Genomic DNA, 25,193 nt, shown 5'->3' with positions numbered 1-25,193 from the left:
TCACTTTTCGTATTTCCGCCTTAATCTATTACAAATTTGACTTTCAGGGATAACCGAAAATTCGTTCAAAATTAACTTTGTTGTTAATTTAATAGTTTTAAAAATATGAAAAGAAGATTTATTGCCTTAGGGATTTTATTTATGACTTTTAGTTTTGTCGATGCAAATGCGCAGATACTTTCAGATAAAGCAATGGGTGCTTTAGGTAAAGGTGTTTCTGGGTTTACATTTAGTGATGCTGATGCCGCGGCATTGGCCAAACAAGCAATTGACGAAATGGATGCCAATAATCCTGTTGCGGCCGCTACAGATGGTTATGCGATTCGATTGAACCGTTTATTTGGAAAGCATGCTTCTACTGATGGGGTTACCTTGAATTATAAAGTTTATTTAGTAAAAGATATTAATGCTTTTGCTTGTGCAGATGGGAGTGTTCGTGTATTTGCGGGTTTAATGGATATTATGGATGATAATCAATTGCTGGCTGTTATTGGCCATGAAATCGGTCACGTAGTAAATCACGATACAAGAGATGCCATAAAAGCAGCTTATAAAAAAGAGGCATTGCTAGATGCCGCTTCATCACAATCAGGAAAAATTGAGACCTTTACAAAATCACAACTTGGAGTTTTAGGAAGTGCTATGATTGACAGTAAACACAGCAGAAAACAAGAATCTCAAGCAGATACATTTTCTTATGATTTCATGAAAAAAAATGGATATGACGTGAATGCAGTGGAATCGGCTTTTAGGATTTTGCAGAATTTAAGTCAAGGTGCGGAGTCTTCTTTTATGACTAAAATGATGAGTTCGCATCCAGATTCTGGTAAAAGAGCAGACGAAGCTAAAAAAAGAGCAACAAAAGATGGTTTGTATAAAGAATATGTGCAGCAGAAAATCGTAAATACTGCGCCTGTTGTTCCAGCGGCTAAAACAGCAACAAAAGCTACAGCCAAAAAAACAACGACAAAAAAGAAGTAATTTTAACAAGACTTCAAAAACGGCAGATTCTTTTAATCTGCCGTTTTTTTGATTGCTATGTTATTCTTGGTCCGCTTAAATTTTATATCTTTAATTGTTGAAAAAACATACTTTTTGAGAAATGAAATAGCATTTTTGTTATTTACATTTGTTGTTAAATTGTAATTATAAAAAAAACATGAAAAAGAAATTTATAATAGCGGGATTCTTGTTTGCGACATTTGGTGTAACTAAAATGAGTGCACAGATTAATTTCGGAGATAAAGCGATAGGTGCTGTTCAAAAAGGAGTTACAGCTTTTACTTTAACCAATGCAGATGCAGCAGCTTTGTCTAAAGAAGCTGTGGCAAAAATGGATACAGAGAATGAAGTCGCAGGACCAAACGACGGTTATACTTTACGATTAAACAGAGTTTTTGGGAAACATTCTACTGGCGAAGGATATACATTAAACTACAAAGTGTATAAAGTTAAAGATGTAAATGCTTTTGCTACTGCAGATGGAAGTGTAAGGGTTTTTTCTGGGCTGATGGATATTATGGATGATAACGAATTGCTTGCTGTTATTGGGCATGAAATTGGTCACGTGGCCAATAATGATTCAAGAGATGCAATGCGTGCGGCTTATCAGAAAGAGGCTTTAATCGATGGTGCTTCTTCTCAATCTGCAAAAATTGCCGCTGTGACGGATAGTCAATTGGGGAAAATAGGAAGTGCATTAATTGATAGCAAACACAGCCGTAAACAAGAATCTGAAGCAGATTTGTTTGCATATAATTTTCTGAAGAAAAACGGTTATGATGTAAATGCTGAAGAATCTGCTTTTAGAATTTTGGCTAAAATGAGTGAAGGGGCAGAGGCTTCATTTATAGAGAGAATGATGAGCTCACATCCAGATTCTAAGCAAAGAGCTGAGGATGCTAAAAAGAGAGCAGAAAAAGATGGTTTATACAAGCCGTATGTACAGCAGAAAATTGTAAATACTGTTCCAGTTGCCACGACAACTAAAAAGGCAACTACAACTACAAAGAAGAAAACAACAACTACCAAAAAGAAATAATAGCTGTTTCCTGAAATAGTAAACCCGACAAGATTTTTTTGTCGGGTTTGTTTTTTTATCCTAAAACGTGAAAAGCTAATATCTTCTGTACTTCGTAAACATTAACCGATTTGTTAAACTGTTTTACAATACTTGGGTGTTGTTCACTCGAAATCCAGATTTTCAATTCGGCATCAAGGTCAAAAGTTCCTGCAGTTTCTACGCTGAATCTCGTGATGTTTTTATAAGCAATCGATTTATATTCTGTTTTGCTTCCCGTAATTCCTTGCACATCTACTAAAATTAATCTTTTGTTTGTGAAAATAAAGGTATCGCGAATCAGTTTAAAACCCATTTCGATTTCTTCATTTGCAGTTAAAAGCTGTCCGTATTTTTTAATTAAATCTTCTTGGCTTACCGAACCTGCATTGCCAAGAATTGCAGAAAATATTCCCATTACTTTATTTTTTGTTTGTGATGATTATGTTGTAAAAGTAACTAAAAATCAAAAACAAAAATGAATTGAATTGGTGGCTTCTAAAACTAAAAAAGCAGAACCTAAGTTCTGCTTTTTTAGTTATTCCATTTCCGTTTTTATTGTAATCGGAAGGCTGTATGCTGTTCGAACAGGTTTTCCGTCTAGAATTCCTGGACTCCATTTTGTTTTTAATGATTTTAATACTCTAACTGCTTCTTTACCCATTCCGTAGCCTGGATCATTTCTAACAATGATATCTGTAAGTGATCCATCTTTTTCAACAACGAAAGAAACATACACTTTTAATGTTTTTTCCATGTCCAATTCTGGTCTGCGGAAATTATTTCCAACATATCTATAGAACTGAGCGATTCCTCCTGGAAACTCAGGTAGTTTGTCTAGGACTGCTACAGAAACAGGCCCGTCAGTTATTGTTGGTGCAGCCGAAATTACAGTACCGTTACTTCCTCCTCCTGGTGATGTAACTGAACTAGAAGGATCTCCCGTTCCAGAAGTGCTTACTACAGAAGGTGTATTATCTGTGTTTGGCGCAATGTCATCAACCGCATCCTGTGGAGCAGCCACAACTGGATTAATTAATTGTTTTGCATCTGTAACTTGTGTAGTAGTTTGCTCTACCCTAGGTGCTGGTGGAGCAGATGGTGGAGGTGCTACAGTAGGATTGTAAGGCGTAACAACAAGCTGTTCGTCTATAAAAGGAACGTCCGTTGATGTTGGCTCGACAACTTGCGGCTTAAACTTGCTAATTAACACAGGTATGCTTCCCAAAGCAGTTATTAACAATAAACCCATAAAGAGAGCATTAACCGTAGTTCTAGGATTCTCTTGGCGTAATTGATACGCTCCATACTCTTTGTTTCTATTTTCGAAAACAAGATCGTTCCACTTGTTTTCATAAATGTTCAATTTAGACATAATTTTTGGGTTTTAAGGTTAAGTAACTTTAAATCATACGCATAAAGGTTTAGGTTTGGAGCTACAACGAGAAAATTGTAGTTTTAGTATGTGATAAAATAGATTATTTAAGAATAAAAATACGAATAGTATATTTTTCTTGTTTTAAAGATAAGAAATTATCTATTACGTTCGATAATTTCTGCTAATAATTTTTTTGCACGTAAAAGCTTAACTTTTACACTGCTTAACGGTTCGTCAATCTTAGCAGCAATTTCCTGGTAAGACATTTCCTGAAAATAACGAAGCTGAATAACTTCTTGATAGTGCGGTTTTAGTTCTTTGATGCATAAAAGCAGACGGGAAAGATTCTGTTCTTTAATTAATGCATCTTCAGCAGAGGGAGTAGGGTCGGCTATATTGTAAGCCTGTTGATCTTCGTTGTCTGTGATTTCAATAAAAAGATTGGTCTTCTTTTTTCGGAGTAAATCAATATAGACGTTTTTGGCAATGGCGATAAGCCAGGTGTTGAATTGAAATTCTGGATTATAAGAAGCTATTTTGTCAAAAGCTTTAGAGAAAGTTTCAATTGTAATATCTTCTGCAGTGGTTTCGTTTTCGGTTCTTTTAAGCATAAAGGAATACACCTCATTCCAATAATGATCTAATAAAAAAGTAAAGGCGATTTGATCGCCTTTTTTTGCTTTTTCTATTTTAGAATTTATTTCCAATATACCGGTTTTGAAAAGATATTAGTTATAAAGATATTAATTTGCGTTAATATAAGCGCTATCTCAACAACTGGAAACCAAATTTTAAGGTCATTTTCTTTCAGTTTTCCCGCTGTGAATCCAATTACGGTCCAGACAACGGTATAACGTGTCGCTAAAATTGCCAATACTGCAATCCATTGAAATTGAAAAGCCAGCAGAATTATAACTAATAAAAAGAAAAATAATTGTGAGCAGAAAAATAATCCCAGCTGCATTTTATCAAAAAACTTATAATGTTCTGCTGTTGAAATATGTCTTCTTTTCTGTGTGAACCATTCTCCAAACGTCTTTTTAGGTTTGGAGTATGTAAAACTTTCGGGCGTATAGGAAATAGTAGTATTTGCTTTGGTCGCTGCTTGATTGATAAACAAATCATCATCGCCGGAACGAACTTGGATATGATCAATAAATCCGTTTACGTTAAAGAATTCTTCTTTTTTATAAGCTAAGTTTCTTCCCACTCCCATATAAGGAAGTCCTACTTTTGCCCACGAAAAATATTGAAGAGCGGTCAAAACCGTTTCAAAACGAATAATTTTATTTAAAAATGAACGCTCTACTTTTTCATAACCTCCGTAGCCTAAAACTATCGTTTTGTTCATAGTGAACTGCGAAGACATTGCGGTAATCCAATCTTTAGAACTTGGATAACAATCGGCATCTGTAAATAAGAGGTAATCTTTTTTTGCTGCTTTGATTCCAAGTGTTAAAGCATATTTTTTATTTCCCCAAAAAGCTTCATTATTTTCTACTTTTACCAGACGAATATTAGAGAATTCTTTTTCAAACTCTTCAAATATTTCAAGAGTTTCATCTCTCGATGCGTCGTCAATTAAGACAATTTCGAAATCAGGGTAATTTTGCTGTGCCAAAAGCGGAATGTATTTTTTTACATTTTCTTCCTCATTTTTTGCACATACAATTACAGAAACTGGAAGATTTTTTGGCGTAATATGCTGCGGTTTGCTAAAAGCAAACTTTCCAAAAATTCCGAGATAATAAAATAGTTGAACAACAACAATAGCAATAAAAAAGTAAAATATGTATATAAGCATCTGATTTATTTGGTTCTATTTAATTTCACGTTCTGCGACTGCAAATGTAATTATCAATTCGTTAAATTCAATAGCCAAATCCGATTTACTTTCGGCATTTAGACATTTCTTTTGCAACAGCAATAGACTGAGGGTCTTCGGTTTTTTCTAATTCCGAAATTATGTTTTTATAATTGTGATCGTCTCGATTTTGAGATAGCTTTTTTGTGGCCTGAATTTCTTCAATTTCTATTTCGAAACCAAAAATGCCTCTCGCTTCTCGCATTGTTTTTGCCGATAAATCTTCAACTTTGACAGGGTTTTCGGAGTTCACTTCGTATTTATCAACTAATTTTTTCAATTGTTCCAGAGAAGTTTCATAGTCAACAATTTTGATTCGGCCATAAATATGTACAGCGATATAATTCCAAGTCGGAACATTTTCATGATCGTACCAAGAAGAAGAAATATAACTATGAGGGCCAGTAAAAACAGCTAGAACGGCATCATTTGCTGCAAAACCTTCTGCCTGCGGATTTAGTTTTGAAATATGTCCCTGTAAAATTTCTTTCCCATCAGCATTAATTTCAAGTTCAATCGGAATATGTGTTGCGCACAATTTTCCGTTGGTCTGATTAATCAGGATTCCAAAGCTATTCTCTTTTAGAAAGGCTCTGATTTCTTCCTGATTTTCGTTTTTGTATAAATTCGGTGTGTACATGATCTTGTTGTTTATACAATTTGTCACATTGAGCGGAGTCAAAATGTTTTATAGCAAAGACTTCGACTCCGCTCAGTCTGACAATGGGTTAAATTCGTGACAATTAGTGAAATTTGTGTTTTAAATCACATTGACTTCAGCCTCAATCTGAATTCCAAATTTTTCAAAAACGGTTTTCTGGACTTCTTTAGAAACGGCTAAAATTTCTTGTCCTGTTGCGTTTCCGTAATTAACCAAAACTAAAGCCTGATTTTTATGAACTCCGGCGTCACCAAAACGTTTTCCTTTAAAACCCGCCTGTTCAATTAACCATCCCGCTGGAACTTTTACTTCAGTATCTGAAACTTCATAAAACTTCATTTCAGGAAACTTCTGATGGATTTTTTCAAAATCAGATTTTGATATAATTGGGTTTTTAAAGAAACTACCGCTGTTTCCTAATTCTTTTGGATCCGGAAGTTTACTTTGTCTAATCGCAATTACAGCATTGCTTACATCTTTTAAAGTGGGTTCAGTAATATTGTTTTTAGCCAATTCAGCTAAAATATCTCCGTAAGAAGTGTTGATTTTATGATTGTGTTTCGTCAATTTAAAAACAACCGAAGTAATAATATATTGGTCTTTTACTTCATTTTTAAAAATACTTTCTCGATAACCAAAATTACATTCGGCGTTTGTGAAAGTTTTCATTTCTTGAGTAGCAATATTCATCGCTTCACAAGAAACAAAAGTGTCTTTAATTTCGGTTCCGTAAGCACCAATATTTTGAACTGGCGTTGTACCGACATTTCCAGGAATGAGCGACATATTTTCTAATCCGCCAAAATTATTCTCGATCGTCCATACAACGAAATCATGCCAAGTTTCTCCAGCCTGACTTTGAACCCAAACAAAATCATCGTCTTCCTTTATTATTTTTTTGCCTTTTAAATCGATATGAATTACCAAAGCATCGATATCTTTAGTCAAAAGCATATTGCTTCCGCCACCCAAAATAAATTTTTTCTCGTTTTTGTTCGCTAACAAAATGGTTTTCAATTCGTCTATAGAATGAACTGCAACGAATTGTTTTGCACTGGCTTCAATGCCAAAAGTGTTGTGTTTTTTTAAAGAAAAATTGGATTGGATTTCCATAAATAAAAGGCTTTTTAATACGATTCAAAAGTAAGGATTATAATTTTTTTTTAACCGCAAAGACGCAAAGTTTTCGCAAAGTCCACAAAGCTTTGTGTTCATTGCGTAAATCTTAGCGAACTTTGCGGTTATATTATGTTCGAGAATCTAGCAACTCATGATATTTCTCAGAAATGACTTTCATATTAATCTCATAATTAGCATTTTCTTCCACAAACTTTCTGTTTCGAACAATAGCCTGATTACGAGATTCGGCATTTTCAAAAGACCAGATTAATTCATTGGAAAGCATTTCGATGTTGTCAACTTCAATTAATTGTCCATTTTCTCGATGTGTTATCCAGCTTTGATTTCCTGGGATATCTGACACTACAGGATAACAATTGCAAGCCATCGCTTCAAATAAAGATGCCGAAACGCCTTCTGTAGTTGGCATACTGATATAGATGTTTGATTGTTGCAATAATTTAGGAAGTTCTGTGTTTGGAATTCTGCCTGTAAAAATGACTTTGTTTTCGATTTGAAGTGTTGTAGTTAAATCTTTTAAATATTGCAATCTTGTTCCGTCTCCAACAATCGTCAGCGAAAAATCAATTCCTTTTTGGTGTAAAATTCCAAATGCTTTTAAAATAGAATCGTGCCGATATTCTGGCATTAGCGAACGCGTTACAATCGCTTCAATTTTATTTGAATTGTTTGTTGAAGGTTTAAAAATAGATAAATCAATTCCTTTTGGAAGAATTAGAACTTTACTCATGTCAACTCCAGATGTTTTCATGTGAATTTCCATAACAGGTCCCCATGCATGAATTAAATGTGCTTTTTTGAAAGCTTGTTTCTGAATGAATTTTTTTAAAGGATATAAAACAGATTCTTCTGGCCATAAATCGGTTCTCCCTTGCTGTGCGATGGCTATAGTTTTTGAACCTGATATTGCAGCAAGAAAACCATAACTTGTAGTTCTTTCCGCAATAATCATGTCTGGTTTTTCTCTTCGAATAATTTTTCGAATTACAAAAGGAGCGAATAAATATTCTAGAATTCTTTTGAATCTTTGCGTATTTGAAGTGTGAAGTTCCCAAGTGATGATTTCAAAATCACCAAATTCTTTAAGGCCTTTCATCCAGGTTATCGCGTCGGCGCGGTAAGATTCTCCAAGAAAAAGTATTTTTCTTTTCATTACAAAAGTTTTTTTAGCCACGAATTCACAAATTAATTTTAAATAATTCGTGAATTCGTGGCTATCTTTTTTACTCTTCAGTGTCTAAAGCGCGATTTATAAAGTCATTCAGAGGTTTTAAAGCAATAAGTCTTTTACTCATTTTTGAAACGAAATCTTTCTGCGTTACTTCAGAAATATCATAAGGTTGTGAAGCTGTAAAACTTTTTAGTTTTAAAAATTCAATTGCCGGATGATCTTTTTCGTAGCCTCGAGGCATACTTTTTAGAGAATTGTTTTCATTGACATCTAGACTTCCAAATTCTTTTTTAAAGTTTTTATCGCTTAAGATTTCCTGTAAATCATCATAGAAAAAAGCAATTTCTTTACGGACTTTTTTTAATTCGTCTGAGTCGGGAGAGTAAAATCCGCCGGCAATAAAACTGGCGCCTTTTTCTATGTGAACGTAATAACCGGAGCGATTTGCGCCTTTTGCTCCAGACGAAAGCCAGAGACCCAAATGTGCTTTGTAAGGAGATTTATCTTTAGAGAAACGGATATCGCGATTGATTCTAAAAGTACAGTCTTTAATTTCAAGTAATTCCAATGAAGGATCAAGCGGTTTCATAACATTCAAAAAATCGCCTACCAATTGATGATAATCTTTCTTAAAAACTTCGTATCGTTTTTTATTATCTTGAAACCATTCTCGATTATTGTTCTTTTTTAAATCGTCTAAAAATTGCAATGATTCTTTCGCTAACATATTCTGTGTTTTTTGATTGCAGTTATTTTTAAGGTTGCCACTAATTGCACGAATTTACACTAATTTTTTTATTGCTTGTCGATCAGCTTTGACAAAGTTTAAAACTTTGCCAAAGTTCTAATTAGTGAAAATTAGTGAAATTTGTGGCAAAAAATCATAAGTTAAATATCTTATAACTCTGATGTGTCGATTTTACAATCGCTTCAGTTCGTTCTGGATGTGTGTCAGAAATAAAAAGCTGGCCAAAAGTTTCGCTGTTTACCATTTCTACAATTTTGGCAACACGGGTTTCGTCCAATTTGTCAAAAATATCATCAAACAAAAGAATAGGTTTTACACCGCTTTGTTTTTTAAGAAATTCGAATTGAGCCAATTTCAAAGCAATCAAAAAAGATTTCTGTTGGCCCTGCGATCCGAATTTTTTTATTGGATGCGAATCAATCTCAAAAGACAAATCATCTTTATGAATTCCGACAGTGGTATAATGAAGCGCGCGATCCTTATTAATGTTTTCCTGTAAAAGCGTTAACAAATCTTTTTCAAACAAATGACTTTCATAAACCAATTGAACCGATTCTTCAGATCCAGTTATGGCTTGATGATGTATATTAAATATAGGTATAAATTGTTCTAAGAAATCTTTTCGTTTTTCAAAGATCGATTTACCATATTCATTCAATTGCTCGTTATATATAGATAAGGTATCATTGTCGAAAGTATGATTGAGCGCAAAATATTTCAAAAGAGCATTTCGCTGTACAATGACTTTTTGATATTGAATAAGCTGGTGCAGATAAGTCGAATCTAACTGCGAAATCACACTGTCCATAAATTTACGGCGTGTTTCGCTTCCTTCAATAATTAAATCTCTATCAGCAGGTGAAATAATTACTAGCGGAATAAAGCCAATATGATCAGAGAATTTATCATAGGCTTTCCCGTTTCGTTTCAAAACCTTTTTCTGTCCTTTTTTTAGACTGCAGACAATTTGTTCCGTTCTTTCGTTTTTCTCCAGTTCAGCATCAATTACAAAAAACTCTTCTCCATGTTTGATGTTTTGAACCGCCAGCGGATTAAAATAACTTTTTCCGTAAGCCAAATGGTAAATAGCGTCCAGAACATTGGTTTTTCCGATACCATTTTTACCTACGAAACAATTGATTTTGATGTCGAAATCAAAACTTGCTTCGGAAAAGTTTTTATAATTGAATAATGAAATTTTGTTAAGATGCATTTTTAGGAACTCCAGATGTAAAAATTACTGTTTTTTGACAGTGAAAATTTGAGGGTGCAAATTACCGAAAATTATCGATATAATTGGATTTGGAGAAGTTTAAGGTTCTTTTATTTTATCGCTTTCGCGGAAGAGAAAATAGATTATGAAAATATTTCTTTTAAAATAGTGATAAAATTGAATTTTTTTACCTCAGTTTCAAGAAAAATTTTATTTTTGCCGTTCACTAAATAAATTTTAAATGGCAACTTACAATAAAAGAGGATATAAGACACCAAAAGAAAAGGAAGTAAAAGAAGTGGTTACTGAAGAACAACAAGTGGTTATTGACGAAAAAGACAGCACAACGGCTGGTGTTTTCTCAAAATTAGATGAAACGGCTTCAAAAACTGAGGATTGGGTGGCTAAAAATCAAAAAATCATTATTGGTTTAGTGGCTGGTATTGCTGTTGCTACAATTGGATATTTGGCTTACCAAAAATTCATTGCAACTCCTAAACAAGATGAAGCGGCTAGCGAAATGTTTGTTGCGCAGCAAAACTTTGAAAAAGCAGTTAACGGTGTTTCTAGTGACTCATTATTCAAATTATCATTAAACGGTTCAGAAGGTAAATTTGGATTTATTAAAATCGCTGACGAATATTCTGGAACAGATGCTGGAAATTTAGCAAACTACTATGCTGGTATGGCTTACTTAAATACTGGTAAATTTGATGAGGCAATTAAATATTTAGGTGAATTCAAATCAGAAGATGCTATCTTAAGTTCTTTGGCTAAAGGAGCAATTGGAGATGCTTATTCTCAAAAAAACAACCAAAAAGAAGCTTTGTCTTATTATATTAAAGCGGCTGAGTCTAATAAAAATGATTTCACTACACCTCGTTTCTTATTAAAAGCTGGAAAAACAGCTTTAGCTTTAGGTCAGAAAGAAGATGCGTTGAAATATTTCAATGATATCAAAGATAATTACGACAGTACTCCAGAAGCAGCTCTTGTTGATGCTTTGATTGGATTAGCGCAATAAAAATTTTAGACTTTAGATTTAAGATTGTAGATTTGTAGTTAAGAATCTTCCCGACATTTCGGGACTAAATCAAAAATCTAAAATATTACAGATGGCTACTGAAAATAAAAATCTATCAGAATACGATAAAAACACAATCCCAAATGCGAAAGACTTTCGATTTGGGATTGTTGTTTCTGAATGGAATGATACTATAACAGAAGGACTTTATAATGGTGCTTTTGATGCTTTAATTGATTGTGATGTTCCGGCGCAGCAGATTATCCGCTGGAATGTTCCGGGGAGTTTTGAGTTAATTTACGGAGCAAAAAAAATGCTTCAAACTCAAAATGTTGATGCCGTAATCGTAATTGGATGCGTTATCCAAGGAGAAACAAAACATTTTGATTTTGTTTGCGAAGGCGTTACACAAGGAATTAAAGATTTAAATGTGCAGACTGATATTCCGGTTATTTTTTGTGTTTTAACAGATAATAACATGCAACAATCTATCGATCGAAGCGGTGGAGTTCACGGAAATAAAGGGACTGAAGCGGCAATTGCAGCGATAAAAATGGCTTATATTCGTCAACAGGCTTCTATTGCTCATGCATACAATCAGCCATTACTGACTTCGGGTGCGCTTCAAATAGAAGATTCTCCTAGAAAAATAGAAAACGAATAAAACACAATTGTTTTAAAAATATTTAAACCTATACTGTGTCATAACGGTATAGGTTTTTTTGTTTTTTTTATGATGCCTCTTCTTCTAAAAGACAACCAAAATTCATTAAATTTGTATTTCTTGGTTTATACAAACTAATCTAAACTCTAAAACTATTTTTGCTTAATGTCGAGTATTATTCAATTGCTTCCTGATCACGTTGCTAACCAAATTGCTGCTGGAGAGGTGGTTCAAAGACCCGCTTCAGTTGTAAAAGAATTGTTGGAAAATGCCGTTGATGCAAAAGCAACCGATATTAAATTGATTATAAAAGACGCTGGTAAATCGCTGGTTCAGGTTATCGATAATGGTGTTGGAATGACCGTTACCGATGCGCGTTTGTGTTTTGCCCGTCATGCTACTTCAAAAATCCGTCAGGCTGAAGATTTATTTTCACTTGGAACAAAAGGTTTTCGTGGAGAAGCTTTGGCTTCTATTGCGGCGATTGCGCACATGGAAATGAAAACCAAACAAGAACAAGACGAACTAGGAACGCATATCGTAATCGAAGGAAGTAAATTTGTTTCGCAGGAAGTGGCGGTTTTACCTAAAGGGACTTCATTTGCGGTTAAAAATTTATTTTATAATATTCCGGCCCGTCGTAATTTCTTGAAATCAGATACAGTTGAATTTCGTCATGTCATGGATGAATTTCAGCGTGTAGCTTTGGCACATCCAAATATTCATTTTAGCTTTTATCATAACGGAAGTGAGATGTATAATCTTCCAGCTGCAGGTTATCGTCAGAGAATTGTGGGTATTATGTCTGGTAAAACCAATGAAAAACTGGTGCCGGTAAATGAAGATACGGATATAATAAATATACAGGGATTTGTCTGCAAGCCCGAATTTGCAAAGAAAAATAGGGGAGAGCAGTTCTTTTTTGTAAACGATCGTTTTATAAAAAGCGGTTATCTGCATCATGCCGTTATGGCCGCTTACGAAGGTTTGTTGAAAGATGGTTCTCAGCCAAGTTATTTCCTATATCTGCAAGTACCGCCAAATACAATCGATATTAATATTCATCCGACTAAAACGGAAATTAAGTTTGATGATGAATCAGCTTTGTATGCCATTTTAAGAGCTTCGATCAAGCATAGTTTAGGGCAATTTAATGTTGCGCCTGTTTTGGATTTTGATAGAGATTCTAATTTGGATACGCCTTATCATTATAAAGATGTTGAAGTAGGAATTCCAACCATTCAAGTTGACGGAACATTCAATCCTTTTACAGATGATAAAACCAATCAGCATTATACTAAAGCAGGTTCGGGTTCAAGATCTGGAAGTTATAGTTCCAGTTCTTCGTCCTCTTCCTATTCTGGTTCGGGTTCAGGTTCAAGTTCTTCTTATTCGGGTTATTCTAAACGAGTAGAACCAACGGCAAGTTGGGAAAGTTTATATGTTGGTTTAGATACAGAAAATCCAGAAACTATAGAGAGTTCGCCGTTTACATTCGAAAATGAAGAAGTAACGTCTTCTTTGTTTAATGATGATGAAGTGGAACAGGCAACTCAGAAAACCTATCAGATTCATAAGAAATATATTGTTTCGCCAATTAAATCAGGAATGATAATTGTGGATCAACAACGTGCACATCAGCGTATTTTGTATGAGCAGTTTTTGCTGAATATGACTGTAAATCAAGCAGCGAGCCAGCAATTGCTTTTTCCGTTAGATTTGTTTTATTCTGCTTCAGAAATGAAACAGATTGAAGAATTAAAACCATCTCTAGAAACGACTGGATTTGTTTTTGATGATTCGAAAACGGAGCATTTAGTAGTTTCAGGAATTCCAGTAAATATTACAGAAAGCGAAGTGTCTCTGGTGATTGAACAATTATTGAGTGATCTGCAGGACGGAATTCCAGCCAATAGTTACAGTCAAAATGATACCATTGCCAAATCAATGGCCAAAAGTTTAGCGGTTAAAACAGGATCTTATTTAACCGAAAAAGAACAAGACAATTTAGTAAACGGTTTGTTTGCTTGTAAAGATCCAAATATTTCACCTTTTCAAAAACCTACTTTCATTACGATGCGTGTGGAAGATATAGATAAAAAGTTTGCTTTATGATGAATATGACTCCAGTGGTTAAACAACTGCTAATTATTAATATTATATTTTTTATTGGTTCTCAGTTAGTGCCAATATCTTACGAGTATCTTGCGATGTTCTTTCCAGAAAATCCAAGTTTTCAAGTGTGGCAGCCTATTACGCATATGTTTATGCATGGCGGGATTATGCATATTGCATTTAATATGTTTGCGTTGGTTTCTTTTGGATCTGCTTTAGAGCATTTTTGGGGAGGTAAAAAGTTTTTGTTTTTTTATATTTCATGTGGCTTAGGTTCTGCGTTACTTCACACAGCAGTAAACTATTACTTTTTTGAAGATACAATTAATATCTTGACTGCTAATGGTTATCATAAGGCTGATATTTTAAATATTTTAAGTCAAGGAAAAATAGATACGAGATGGCAGACTTTAGTAAGCGCTGCTCAATTTGATGGGTTTACAAGTGCTTATATCGGAACAGTTGTAGGAGCTTCTGGAGCTATTTATGGTTTGTTGACTGCTTTTGCTTTTATGTTTCCTAATGCGGAATTAGCGCTTATGTTTATTCCAATTCCAATCAAAGCGAAATACTTTGTTCCTGGGCTTTTATTAATCGATTTGTTTTTAGGGGTTAAAGGAACTTCTCTATTTGGAGGAGGAGGAACAGGAATAGCGCATTTCGCTCACGTTGGAGGCGCAATTACTGGTTTTTTAATGATGTGGTACTGGAAAAAAAATCAATTCAATAACAATCGTTGGAATTAATTTATAACTTTAAGATTGAATTCTAAAAACAAAAGAAGCTTCTATGAATATTCTAGATGATTTAAAATTACAATATAGATTGGGAGGTATTGCTATGCGTGTTATGTATTGGAACATTGCATGCTTTATTGTTTCTTTGATATTTTTTTATCAATATTCAATTGGTTTGTTTGATTTTCCGAGCTGGATTGCCTTGTCATCAGATCCACAGGTTTTCATGTTTAAACCATGGACTTTTTTAACGTATGCTTTTTTTCATGATGGATTTTTTCATCTGCTGTTTAATATGCTGGTGCTTAATTTTGCCAGCCAGTTATTTTTGACCTATTTTACTCAAAAACAATATTTAGGATTGTATCTTTTGAGTGCTATTTTTTCAGGAATTATTTTTGCCCTAAGTTTTTATGTTTTAGGAACTGCTGCTTCTATTGTTGGGGCATCGGCAGCTATTATGGCAATTTTGGTTGCGGCAACGACGTATTCCCCACTTATGGATGTTCGTTTGTTTCTCTTTGGAAATGTAAAGCTTTGGCATATTACCGCTGTAATTCTGATCTTAGATTTAATGCAGTTTCGTCTAGGAAATACGGGCGGACATATTTCGCATCTGGCAGGTGCTTTATTCGGCTTTATTTATATTAAACTATTGCAAAATGGTACCGATTTGAGTACTATTGTTTCTAGAACATTAGACTTTTTTGTCAATCTTTTTAGGAAATCCCCAACGACTCCATTTAAAAAAGTTCATAAAAATTACCAAAAACCTACACAAAAATCGACATCAAGAATTGTTACGAAAGACAAGACGCAGCAACAGATTGATGAGATATTAGACAAAATCAGCCAGTCAGGATATGACTGTCTGACAAAAGAAGAAAAAGAGTTTTTATTTAAAGCTGGAAAATAAACTTGTAGGAGACAAATATGAAAAACCTTTCTTGGTTTAATAAGATCATGTTCTTTTTGAATATAGTGCTGACTGTGCTTACATTCAGCGTTTATATCATGCCGTTTTTAGCACCTAAGAGTTTTCCACTTTTATCGGTGCTTACGTTGTTTATGCCGGCTTTTTTTGTTGCAAATGGATTGTTCTTTGTTTATTGGGCAATTCAGTTCAAAAAACGTCTTATTTTGTCTGGATTGGTTTTGCTTACCGGAATCACCTTTATAAATAAGTTCTATAAATTTTCGGCTAAAGAATATGTTCAGGACGAAAAAGATTTCTCTATTATGAGTTATAATGTTCGTCTTTTTAATGTTTTTAAGTGGCTGGACCGCGACGATATTCCTGAGAATATAAAAGCTTTTATAGACGAAAAGGATCCTGATATCCTATGTATTCAAGAATACTCAAATTCGGCACATTTGGATTTAAAAGTATATCCGCACCGTTATATTTTTATTGATGGTAAGAAGATAAAAACAGGTCAGGCAATTTTTTCTAAGTTTCCAATTATTGATGAGGGAAATATTGTTTTTCCAAAGTCAGATAATAATGTTGTTTATGCCGATATTAAACGGGGAAAAGATATTATCCGTGTTTATAATATGCATTTACAGTCCATTAAAATATCTCCCGATGTAACTGAAATTTCAGATGATATTGATAATGTCAATCAGAAGAAATCACAACGTATTTATGCTCGAATCAGTAAAAGTTTTAAACAACAACAGGAGCAGGCCGAAATCTTTAAAGAACATATCAAAAAATGCAAATATCCAATTATTATTTGTGGAGATATGAATAACAGTGCGTTTTCTTATATCTATAGAAGTATAAAAGGTAAACTCAAAGATGCCTTTGAGGAGGCAGGAGAAGGCTTTGGCGCGACTTATAAATTTAAATATTATCCTGCCCGAATTGACTATATTTTTACTGACAGCAAAATGAAAGTAAAACAGTTTAAAAGCTTTCCTGATTTTGAAAATTCAGATCATTATCCAATTATGACCCGACTTTCAATCGATCAGTTTTAGTGGTGTGAAGTTATATGTTAAAAGTTAGGTGTTGGAAGTTAAGGAAGCCTATAACGCATAAACCAATAACTTTTAACTTATATTATCTTCTGAGTTTTTAAATAATCTGTCGCAAATTTCCCTTCGTTAAAAAGCAAATCCAAAACGCTTAAGTTATTGATAAAGCCATGTTTGTCATCAAAAACCTGAGTGTATTTTTCGAAAGCATTAGTGTCTTTTTTTCCGTTTGCCAAATATCTAAAATCAGTAAAATCTGGTGTTTCGTGAAAATATTCAGTTGTTTTTCCGAATTCAAATTTCATGCGAAGACATTTTGATACAATGTCTAAAACTTCGAAATTCAAATCCATTAAAAAAGAATGTTTTTTCTCGAAAATCGGAACGATATCATCTTCAAAGTACTCGAAGAACGGAGAGCTTCTGTAAGCGGCTTCTAAAGACTTGAAATGCTGTTTCTGCCAGTCAAATTCATTTTCAATCAAAATGTCTTTTGTTTTTTGATGTGTTGCTTTTGAATGTTTAACAGGTATATTTAGTAATTGAATTCCGTTTGGACTATAGATATAAGTTCGGTTTCTATTAGTCTGTTTCTGAAAATTATCTTCCATTTCAAAAGTAATCTTGTCAGATTGCGCAATTACAGCAAAATGACTAATAGAAGGGAAATAAGTAGGAAGTAGTAAGGAATTCATGTTTGTCGTTCTTTGTTTAAAAGTTTCAGGTTTCAAGTTTCAAGTTTTGTAGAACTTGAAACTTGAAACCTGAGACAAAAATAACTTTTTTTTTAATTATGCTTTATTTTCTCTTTTTTTTCTCCAGACAAAATCTCCAACGAAATATAAGGCAAGAGCAATTAGGAAATATTTAAAGTAAGATTGTGGCTGACCTTCGCCATCAACAGTAGTGAAAACTCTGCTCCAGCGAATTTTGTTGATTCCTTTTCCGTTGGTATCCCAGCTCATCCAAATGAATACTGGTTTTCCAACAATATGATTTTCTGGAACATAACCCCAATAACGGCTGTCTTCGGAGTTGTGACGGTTGTCTCCCATCATCCAGTAATAATTTTGTTTGAAAGTATAAGTAGTTGCAGGTTTTCCATTGATTAAAAATTTAGAACCTTGTAACTCTAATTTATTTCCTTCGTAATTTGTGATTATTTCTTTGTAAAATGGAAGCGACTCGTTGTTTAAAGCAACAGTTTTTCCAGCTTCAGGAATATAGATTGGACCCATATTATCCTGGCTCCATTTGTTGATGTGCGGGAAAATTCTATTGTCGTTCGTTCTGTCAATTTTGCGAATTACCGCAGTTACACCCGGAGTATTTTTAAATCTTTCTGCACCTGCTTCTGTTAAAGAACCTAGGTAAAGAGTGTCTCTTTTTTCAGATGTAAAACCTGCAGGATCTGTGATGTCTAATTCTTTAAATAATTTTTCAAAATCAATTGGTGTTTTTCCGTCCAATGCTACAGAGTAAGAATATTGTGGTTTGGCTCTTTCTGGAAGAACTAATTTTTTTCCATTAATAAATACAAAACCATCTTTGATGGATAAACTGTCTCCAGGAATACCAACGCATCTCTTAACATAGTTTGATTTTTTATCAATAGGTTTGATAACGCCTGGTCTTCCTTTTGGTTCAAAGAAATAGTGAACTGTATCGACTGGCCAGTTGAAAACGACAATATCGCATCGCTTTATTTTTTGAATGGCAGGAAGTCTAAAATAAGGTAATTGCGGCCAGCTTAAATAAGATTTGCTCTTAGTTAATGGAATAGAGTCGTGAACCATTGGTAATGCTACCGTTGTCATTGGAACTCTTGGGCCGTAGTTTATTTTGCTCACAAACAAAAAATCACCAATTAATAAAGATTTTTCTAAAGATGATGTTGGAATGGTGTAAGGCTGTACTACATAAGTGTGTACTAAAGTAGCCACAATAATGGCAAAAAGCAACGAACTGATTGTGTCTGCTGTTTTGTTTTCAGGAGTTAATTTACGATCCTTATGATACTCTAGTTTTTGAGTGTAATTTACATAGTAGATATAAAATCCTAAAGTGAAAAGCCCTAAAATAGTATCTAAAGTAGATTTTTTACCAAATGTTCTTAAGGTTTCTACCCAAACAACTGGAAACATAATCAAGTTGATAATCGGAATAAAAAGAAGCAACGTCCACCAAGTAGGGCGTCCGATGATCTTCATTAAAACAATGGAATTGTATACCGGAACTGCTGCTTCCCAGCTTTTTCTTCCCGCTGCCTGATACAGTTTCCATGTGCCAAGAAAATGAATGATCTGTACTGCTAAGAAAAATACGAACCAAGAGTAAAGTGTCATAATAATGTATTTTTAAATTTTAAATTCAAAATCTTTTTTCTGCTGATTCCGAATCTTGTCAGTTTATTGTAAGTTTAAAACGTCTTTCATGCTGAAAATTCCTTGCTTCCCTGCAAGCCATTCTGCAGCGATGACGGCACCAAGGGCAAAACCTTCACGGTTATGCGCCGTATGTTTTATCTCTATGCTGTCTATAGGAGAATCGTAATTTACAGTATGAGTGCCTGGAACTTCTCCAATTCTTTTAGCTTCAATGTGAATTTGATTGTTTTTTGCTTCTTCTAAAGTCCATTCAGCATAATTACTGTTTTCAATAACGCCTTGAGCAAGAGAAATTGCTGTACCGCTTGGCGCATCTAATTTGTGAATGTGGTGAATTTCTTCCATTGAAACTTTATAAGAATCAAATTGTCTCATGATTTTGGCTAAATATTCATTCAATTCGAAGAAAATATTTACGCCTAAGCTAAAGTTTGAACTAGAGATAAAACCACCTTTTTTCTCGTTGCACAGTGCAATCATTTCGTCATAATGTTCTAACCATCCAGTTGTTCCAGAAACAACAGGAACATTGGCATTGAAAGCGGCAGAGATGTTGCTTACGGCTGCTGATGGAACACTGAAATCTATGGCAACATCGGCTGTTGAAAGTCCGTCGTAAGTGTTAAATTCATCCTTTTTTAAAACTATTTCATGACCTCTTTCTAAAGCAATTCTTTCGATTACTTTACCCATTTTTCCGTATCCTAAAAGCGCAATTTTCATTATGATTATATTTTTTTTGATTTTTTAAATAGAAATGAATCTATTAAAACTTGTAATTAAAGGTTAGTCCAACGTTTGGTTTAAATGTTACATCGGCTGGGTAAATTTCTGGGCGCATTGATAGTCTTTCGTTTACGTTAAACTGAATCAAAGCGGCATCAACATTGGCGTCTATTATGTTAAGAACATAAAAACCAACAACAAACAAAGCAGATAAGTCTCTGTTTCTTTGATAGAATTTTTGGCCGGCAATTAATCGACTATCGTCTAGAAATTGATAATTATCGTCATTGTAACCTTCTAACCTTCGTTTGTAGGCATTACGATAATCACGGTATTTATTGTTGTTGTCTATGTAGAAATATAAACTGGTTCCAATTGCTCCATAAACTAATGGAATTTTCCAGTATTTTTTATTGTATGCTTGACCTAGGCCAGGTAAAATAGCAGAATAAAAGGCTGCTTTTGCTGGTGTAAGCGGGTCTATTTCTTGTAATGCAGTAGTGTCTTTTACGACCAAAACCGTGTCTTTTTTTGCCTGGGCAAAAAGAGAAACGGTTCCTGTTAGAAAGAACAATAGACCGATGGGGACAATTTTATTCACTATCCGTTTATTAATTTTATAATTCTGTTAAAGTCAGCTTCAGAATTAAATGGAATTGTAATTTTTCCTTTTCCGTTACCAGCGACTTTTATATCAACTTTCGAACCAAAGTAATCGTTGAAAGTATTTTTTTGTGTTTCTCTAACGATAAATGCAGAATCGGCTTTTGGTTTTCCTTCTGCTTTTGCTGGAACACCTTCGTGGTAATTTTTCACCAAAGCTTCGGTCTCACGAACCGAAAGGTTTTGGCTTACGATTTTTTGGTAAATATCTGTCTGAGCTTCTAGGTCATCAATATTAATAATAGCACGACCGTGTCCCATGCTGATAAAACCGTCACGAATTCCAGTTTGAATAATCGGGTCTAGTTTTAAAAGACGCAGATAGTTTGCAATTGTTGAACGTTTTTTTCCAACTCTTTCACTCATTTGCTCCTGAGTTAATTGAATTTCGTCAATCAAACGCTGGTATGAAAGTGCAATCTCAATTGGATCTAAGTCATGACGCTGAATGTTTTCAACCAAGGCCATAACCAATGATTCGTTGTCGTTTGCAATTCTAATATAAGCAGGAACAGTTGTTAAGCCTACTAATTTAGAAGCACGAAGACGGCGTTCTCCAGAGATTAACTGATATTTATTGAAATCTAATTTACGAACAGTAATAGGTTGAATTACACCAAGTTCTTTGATAGAGGTGGCTAATTCGCGTAAAGATTCTTCATTAAAATTGCTTCTAGGCTGAAATGGATTTATTTCAATCGCATCTATCTCAAGTTCAATGATATTTCCAACAACCTTATCAGCATTTTTGTCTTCTACTGATTGGATGTCGTTTTCAGGATCTTTTAATAGTGCTGATAATCCTCTTCCTAAGGCTTGTTTTTTAATTACTTTTGTCATAAAAACTATTTGCTGTTTTTCTTTATAATCTCTTGAGCTAAATGAATATAGTTTACAGCACCTTTACTGGTTGCATCATAGTTAATGATGCTTTCGCCAAAACTTGGAGCTTCACTTAGTTTTACATTTCGCTGAATTACAGTGTCAAAAACCATATCGTTAAAGTGTTTTTGAACCTCTTCAACAACCTGATTAGATAAACGTAATCTTGAATCGTACATAGTTAATAACAAACCTTCGATGTCAAGATCAGGGTTATGTATTTTTTGAATACTCTTAATAGTGTTCAATAATTTTCCTAATCCTTCAAGTGCAAAATATTCACACTGAATAGGAATGACTACTGAATCTGATGCTGTTAAGGCATTCAGGGTTAACAAACCTAGAGATGGCGCACAGTCAATAATGATATAATCATATTCTTGTTTTGCCTCTTCTAATGCTTTTTTAAGCATATACTCGCGGTTTTCTTTGTCAACCAATTCAATTTCGATCGCAACAAGGTCAATGTGAGCAGGAATCACATCTACGTTTGGCGCTGTACATTTTAAAATGGCTTCTTTTGGTGTTACAGTATGCTCAAGAATTTGATAAGTACCAGTTTCAACTGTTTCTACATCAATTCCAAGACCAGATGTGGCATTGGCTTGAGGATCAGCATCAATTAATAATACTTTTTTTTCTAGAACACCTAATGCGGCTGCAAGATTTACTGATGTAGTAGTCTTTCCAACGCCTCCTTTTTGATTAGCAATAGCAATGATTTTGCCCATTTATTTTCTGAATTTTGAACCGTAAAAATACAATTATTTATGGTTTTTGAAAATCTATTTTGTTAACATTTAAGAAAGTTTGGTTATCCGTTGTATGGTGGGTGTTTACAGATATTTATTTTGTTTTCAATAGTAATTATTAACGATGATTCTTACTGTTTATCTATGGCTTTTTGTCAGTTTTGGCAAGTTTGTGAAATTTGAGCGGTTTTTTTAATTGATTTTTTGGTTTTAGATTTTCATGTCTTTTTTTATTATTTGATGTCTAATGAAAAAAGAATTGCTTTTGAAAGAATTTGTGTTCATCTAGATTTGTCAATTTTCAAAAAGTATTTTTTTGGATTATTTAGGAATGACAGAAATTAAAATGCTCATTGGAGACGAATGGAATATGTTGAATATGGTTTGCTTTTGTTGTTAAGGCATAAATAGTTCCTTTTTGTATAGTTTTTGATGGGAAAATTGGAACCAAAAACGGACTTTTAGATTCATGATTATTGGTATTTTGGCTTTTTAGAAAAACGTATTACTGTCAAACCCAAAATGAATATTTATGATCAAAAAATCGACCTCAGTGTTTATTGCATTTGCATTTATGCTCACTCTCTGCAGTTTTGAAACGGTCTGTTTATCTGATAAAAAAACACAACAGGAAAGTATAGAACGCAAAATCGTTTATAATAAAAAGAAACACAATACAACATTGTCATGGTCAGCATTTGGCTCTTCAGGAAATTATATTATTTCAAGAGGTGGAAGTCGTCTGGCATCTGAATTTGTACAAGTAGGTTCCACTTCAAAGCTAACATTTACAGATTCTAAACCTAATAAAAACAAATACGAGAACTATTATAAAGTTACCCGTAACGATGTAACAGTTATAATTTCGTTAGAGAATCAAATTTTTGGTGACAATATGTATTTCTATGATAGGAAATATGAAAAAGCAGAAACAGCCAGAAATGATATTAATGCACAATTTGAAACTATCGGTTTAGGCGGTGCAAATGGCGAATGGACAACAAAACGACAAGCTTATTATTTTAAGCCAAATGTTAATGGACAGACTTATGACTCAGGAGGATCCGGTTCTGCATCATCTGCCGAGTCGAATTCAATAGAATTAGGGTTTTATTCTCATATTGGAGGTTTGGGCAAAGTTCCTTCAGCTGTTAAATTAGGTTCTGTTTTTACCAGACCTCATCTTTCCGATGGCGCAAACGCTACTTGTACTTTTTGGCGATCTATGGAAAATATTACCGTAATGCGTGATTTTGCTTGGACGGTTTCTCAGTCAACAAGCGCTAGAAGAATGTTGCTTGAAAGTACTTCGAAATATATTTCAGACATTGGAAACACCAATTTTTGGGGAAGTGGCGGTTTTATTGCCGATACACATTATACCTCGTCAAGACCAAATTGGGGAGGACAGCAGCAATGGTATACTAGAAATGCTGTTTTTCCTTCGGGTTCTGGAGCGATGGGCGGTTCGTATAATATGGTTTGGCAGGGCTGTGTTAACCCGCCACAAGCTGATGATGTGAATTCTCCGATTTCGACAACGCCAATTATTAGAGAAAAACCTTTTCTTTTTTTAGATGATGATGGGGAATATAAAATATTTGTTCCAGAATGGCAAAAAGATAGAGTGGGAGTTTCTTGGTCGTCAACTGATATTGGAAAAGGTGAGATTCAAGATTTGCTTACGAATTGGTATGTTACTAAAGAAGGAGATACAGACGTTGAAATTAATGCGGCATTAAAATCAGGAAGAAATATATTTTTTACTCCGGGACATTATGCATTGAATGCTCCTATTCAGGTAAATAGAAAAGATGCGATTCTTTTAGGAGCAGGTATTGCTTCAGTAACATTGGAACCTACAGAAAAAAATAGTTGGGGATGTATTTATGCAGATGATAAAGATGGGATTGTTATTGCTGGACTTCTTATGGATTCGTTGAATAGTACAACGTATCAGGTTAGAGTTGGCAATGAAGAGACAAAAGCATATCATTCGGAAGATCCTTTATTGCTTTCGGATATTACTTGCAGAGTTGGTGGCGTTCAATCTAAAAATATTCAGATTCAGGTTTCGATGCAGCTAAATAGTAACAATGTGGTTGGCGATCACTTTTGGTTATGGCGTGCCGATCATGGTTCGCAAAAAGGTGGAGACTTACGCTGGACAAGAGATAGATGTAAAAACGGACTTATAGTTACTGGCAATGATGTAACGCTTTACGGGTTATTCACAGAACATTATCAGGAATATGAAGTTTTGTGGATGGGAGAGCGTGGCAGAACTTTTTTCTTCCAGAACGAACCGCCATACGATGCGCCAAATCAGGCGAGTTGGAGCAGTCAAGGAGGTAAGGTTGATGGTTATGCCGCATTCAAAGTTGCTAATGGAGTAAAGGAACATCATAGTATTGGCATGGGATCTTATGCAGTTTTTACAGGAACTGATGGAAAAGTAAATAAGAAAAATGGTTTTGAAGCGCCTAATAGTCCAAATGTAAAGTTGGAAAAAATGTGTATTACCCGCTTTGCTGGGTCTGGAAATATTCAAAATGTAATAAACAGTACAGGAGGAAGTACGGCAACTGGTGTAAAACGTGTGGCTTCATATAATAATGGAGAAGGTATTCAGCCTTATGATGAAGAGTTTGTCTTGCCAAATAATGAATCTTATCCTGTTTACATTAAAATGGATAAATAGATTAAGATATAGTTTTTTAAATATAGCCCGTGGTTTCAACCACGGGAAACATATTGTGGTATTATAATGCGTCCCTGTGGTTGAAACCACGGGCTATGTTTAGATGCAGTTGTTTATTTGATTATGTAATTTTGAATTAATTCGATAAATACAATTGGGGTGTAATAACCGGTTGGTTGATTTTGAGTTTATTGCAAAAAAAAGTCTTTTCATTTTTTGAAAAGACTTTTGTCGGGGTGGCAGGATTCGAACCTGCGGCCTTCCCGCTTTAAGGCGGGACGTGATAACCGAGCTACGCTACAATTGATATTCAAAATTTATGTCT

General features: G+C 34.3%; 24 protein-coding genes. 9 read left to right on the top strand and 15 right to left on the bottom strand.

Annotated features, from left to right (window positions below; translation table 11 throughout):
- Positions 1–105 precede the first annotated feature (105 nt).
- Both BM289_RS18650 and BM289_RS18645 read left to right on the top strand, forming a co-directional pair.
- Positions 106–981 (top strand): M48 family metalloprotease, encoded by an 876-nt coding sequence (locus tag BM289_RS18650; protein WP_091496373.1) that lies wholly within the window; start codon positions 106–108, stop codon positions 979–981.
- A 178-nt stretch (positions 982–1,159) separates the two neighbouring features.
- Entirely contained in the window at positions 1,160–2,041 is an 882-nt protein-coding gene (locus tag BM289_RS18645) for a M48 family metalloprotease (protein WP_091496371.1), read from the top strand.
- Between the two features lie 55 nt (positions 2,042–2,096).
- Here the strand turns inward: BM289_RS18645 and BM289_RS18640 are convergent, their stop codons facing one another.
- From BM289_RS18640 to recF, 9 genes are all read right to left on the bottom strand, one after another.
- Positions 2,097–2,477: a PH domain-containing protein gene (locus BM289_RS18640; protein ID WP_091496369.1), complete on the bottom strand. Its 381-nt coding sequence runs from the start codon at positions 2,475–2,477 to the stop codon at positions 2,097–2,099.
- Between the two features lie 120 nt (positions 2,478–2,597).
- Positions 2,598–3,434 carry an energy transducer TonB gene (locus BM289_RS18635; RefSeq protein WP_091496367.1) on the bottom strand — a complete coding sequence of 279 codons (837 nt, stop codon included), beginning with the start codon at positions 3,432–3,434 and terminating at the stop codon, positions 2,598–2,600.
- Positions 3,435–3,592: 158 nt separating this feature from the next.
- Complete coding sequence (locus BM289_RS18630) at positions 3,593–4,144, bottom strand: RNA polymerase sigma factor (protein WP_066033644.1); 552 nt, start codon at positions 4,142–4,144, stop codon at positions 3,593–3,595.
- On the bottom strand, positions 4,135–5,241 hold the full coding sequence (locus BM289_RS18625; RefSeq protein ID WP_091496365.1) for a glycosyltransferase: 1,107 nt from the start codon (positions 5,239–5,241) through the stop codon (positions 4,135–4,137). Before BM289_RS18625 ends, BM289_RS18630 begins: the two co-directional genes overlap by 10 nt.
- 85 nt (positions 5,242–5,326) lie before the next feature.
- Positions 5,327–5,941 carry an FMN-binding negative transcriptional regulator gene (locus BM289_RS18620; protein WP_091496363.1) on the bottom strand — a complete coding sequence of 205 codons (615 nt, stop codon included), beginning with the start codon at positions 5,939–5,941 and terminating at the stop codon, positions 5,327–5,329.
- Between the two features lie 120 nt (positions 5,942–6,061).
- A complete protein-coding gene (gene murB, locus BM289_RS18615; protein WP_091496361.1) occupies positions 6,062–7,075 on the bottom strand; it encodes a UDP-N-acetylmuramate dehydrogenase in 1,014 nt (337 codons plus the stop codon).
- A 133-nt stretch (positions 7,076–7,208) separates the two neighbouring features.
- Entirely contained in the window at positions 7,209–8,255 is a 1,047-nt protein-coding gene (locus BM289_RS18610) for a glycosyltransferase (protein WP_091496774.1), read from the bottom strand.
- A 70-nt stretch (positions 8,256–8,325) separates the two neighbouring features.
- A complete protein-coding gene (locus BM289_RS18605; RefSeq protein ID WP_091496359.1) occupies positions 8,326–9,000 on the bottom strand; it encodes a DUF2461 domain-containing protein in 675 nt (224 codons plus the stop codon).
- 154 nt (positions 9,001–9,154) lie between these two features.
- Positions 9,155–10,234, bottom strand: a complete 1,080-nt coding sequence (recF, locus tag BM289_RS18600; RefSeq protein WP_091496358.1) for a DNA replication/repair protein RecF — start codon at positions 10,232–10,234, stop codon at positions 9,155–9,157.
- A 241-nt stretch (positions 10,235–10,475) separates the two neighbouring features.
- Here recF and BM289_RS18595 point away from each other — a divergent pair, with 241 nt between their 5' ends.
- The 6 genes from BM289_RS18595 (at position 10,476) to BM289_RS18570 (ending at position 16,760) form a co-directional block, all read left to right on the top strand.
- A complete protein-coding gene (locus tag BM289_RS18595) occupies positions 10,476–11,258 on the top strand; it encodes a tetratricopeptide repeat protein (RefSeq protein WP_091496356.1) in 783 nt (260 codons plus the stop codon).
- A gap of 91 nt (positions 11,259–11,349) precedes the next feature.
- Positions 11,350–11,922 (top strand): 6,7-dimethyl-8-ribityllumazine synthase, encoded by a 573-nt coding sequence (ribH, locus tag BM289_RS18590; protein ID WP_091496354.1) that lies wholly within the window; start codon positions 11,350–11,352, stop codon positions 11,920–11,922.
- A gap of 165 nt (positions 11,923–12,087) precedes the next feature.
- Complete coding sequence (mutL, locus tag BM289_RS18585; protein WP_091496352.1) at positions 12,088–14,037, top strand: DNA mismatch repair endonuclease MutL; 1,950 nt, start codon at positions 12,088–12,090, stop codon at positions 14,035–14,037.
- Positions 14,034–14,783, top strand: coding sequence for a rhomboid family intramembrane serine protease (locus tag BM289_RS18580; RefSeq protein ID WP_091496350.1), 750 nt, complete (start codon positions 14,034–14,036; stop codon positions 14,781–14,783). Before mutL ends, BM289_RS18580 begins: the two co-directional genes overlap by 4 nt.
- A 43-nt stretch (positions 14,784–14,826) precedes the next feature.
- A complete protein-coding gene (locus BM289_RS18575) occupies positions 14,827–15,690 on the top strand; it encodes a rhomboid family intramembrane serine protease (protein WP_091496348.1) in 864 nt (287 codons plus the stop codon).
- A 17-nt stretch (positions 15,691–15,707) separates the two neighbouring features.
- Entirely contained in the window at positions 15,708–16,760 is a 1,053-nt protein-coding gene (locus BM289_RS18570) for an endonuclease/exonuclease/phosphatase family protein (RefSeq protein ID WP_167365464.1), read from the top strand.
- Positions 16,761–16,837: 77 nt separating this feature from the next.
- Here the strand turns inward: BM289_RS18570 and BM289_RS18565 are convergent, their stop codons facing one another.
- The 6 genes from BM289_RS18565 to BM289_RS18540 form a co-directional block, all read right to left on the bottom strand.
- Positions 16,838–17,452, bottom strand: a complete 615-nt coding sequence (locus BM289_RS18565; protein ID WP_091496345.1) for a WbqC family protein — start codon at positions 17,450–17,452, stop codon at positions 16,838–16,840.
- Between the two features lie 96 nt (positions 17,453–17,548).
- Positions 17,549–19,102 carry a signal peptidase I gene (gene lepB, locus BM289_RS18560; protein ID WP_091496343.1) on the bottom strand — a complete coding sequence of 518 codons (1,554 nt, stop codon included), beginning with the start codon at positions 19,100–19,102 and terminating at the stop codon, positions 17,549–17,551.
- Positions 19,103–19,165: 63 nt separating this feature from the next.
- Positions 19,166–19,867 carry a 4-hydroxy-tetrahydrodipicolinate reductase gene (gene dapB, locus BM289_RS18555; RefSeq protein WP_091496341.1) on the bottom strand — a complete coding sequence of 234 codons (702 nt, stop codon included), beginning with the start codon at positions 19,865–19,867 and terminating at the stop codon, positions 19,166–19,168.
- Positions 19,868–19,910: 43 nt separating this feature from the next.
- Positions 19,911–20,471: a DUF5683 domain-containing protein gene (locus BM289_RS18550; RefSeq protein ID WP_091496339.1), complete on the bottom strand. Its 561-nt coding sequence runs from the start codon at positions 20,469–20,471 to the stop codon at positions 19,911–19,913.
- Positions 20,471–21,373: a ParB/RepB/Spo0J family partition protein gene (locus BM289_RS18545; RefSeq protein WP_091496337.1), complete on the bottom strand. Its 903-nt coding sequence runs from the start codon at positions 21,371–21,373 to the stop codon at positions 20,471–20,473. The genes BM289_RS18550 and BM289_RS18545 overlap by 1 nt, the downstream gene beginning before the upstream one ends.
- 5 nt (positions 21,374–21,378) lie before the next feature.
- Positions 21,379–22,146 carry a ParA family protein gene (locus tag BM289_RS18540; protein ID WP_091496335.1) on the bottom strand — a complete coding sequence of 256 codons (768 nt, stop codon included), beginning with the start codon at positions 22,144–22,146 and terminating at the stop codon, positions 21,379–21,381.
- Positions 22,147–22,699: 553 nt separating this feature from the next.
- Between BM289_RS18540 and BM289_RS18535 the strand changes: the two genes are divergently transcribed.
- Positions 22,700–24,868 carry a pectate lyase family protein gene (locus tag BM289_RS18535; protein WP_091496333.1) on the top strand — a complete coding sequence of 723 codons (2,169 nt, stop codon included), beginning with the start codon at positions 22,700–22,702 and terminating at the stop codon, positions 24,866–24,868.
- Positions 24,869–25,193: the final 325 nt, after the last annotated feature.

Origin of the sequence: Flavobacterium phragmitis (assembly GCF_900112575.1) — a bacterium.
Classification (GTDB): domain Bacteria; phylum Bacteroidota; class Bacteroidia; order Flavobacteriales; family Flavobacteriaceae; genus Flavobacterium; species Flavobacterium phragmitis.
Note: the sequence above shows the minus strand (reverse complement) of the source record. Positions and strands in the feature narration are given on the sequence as shown.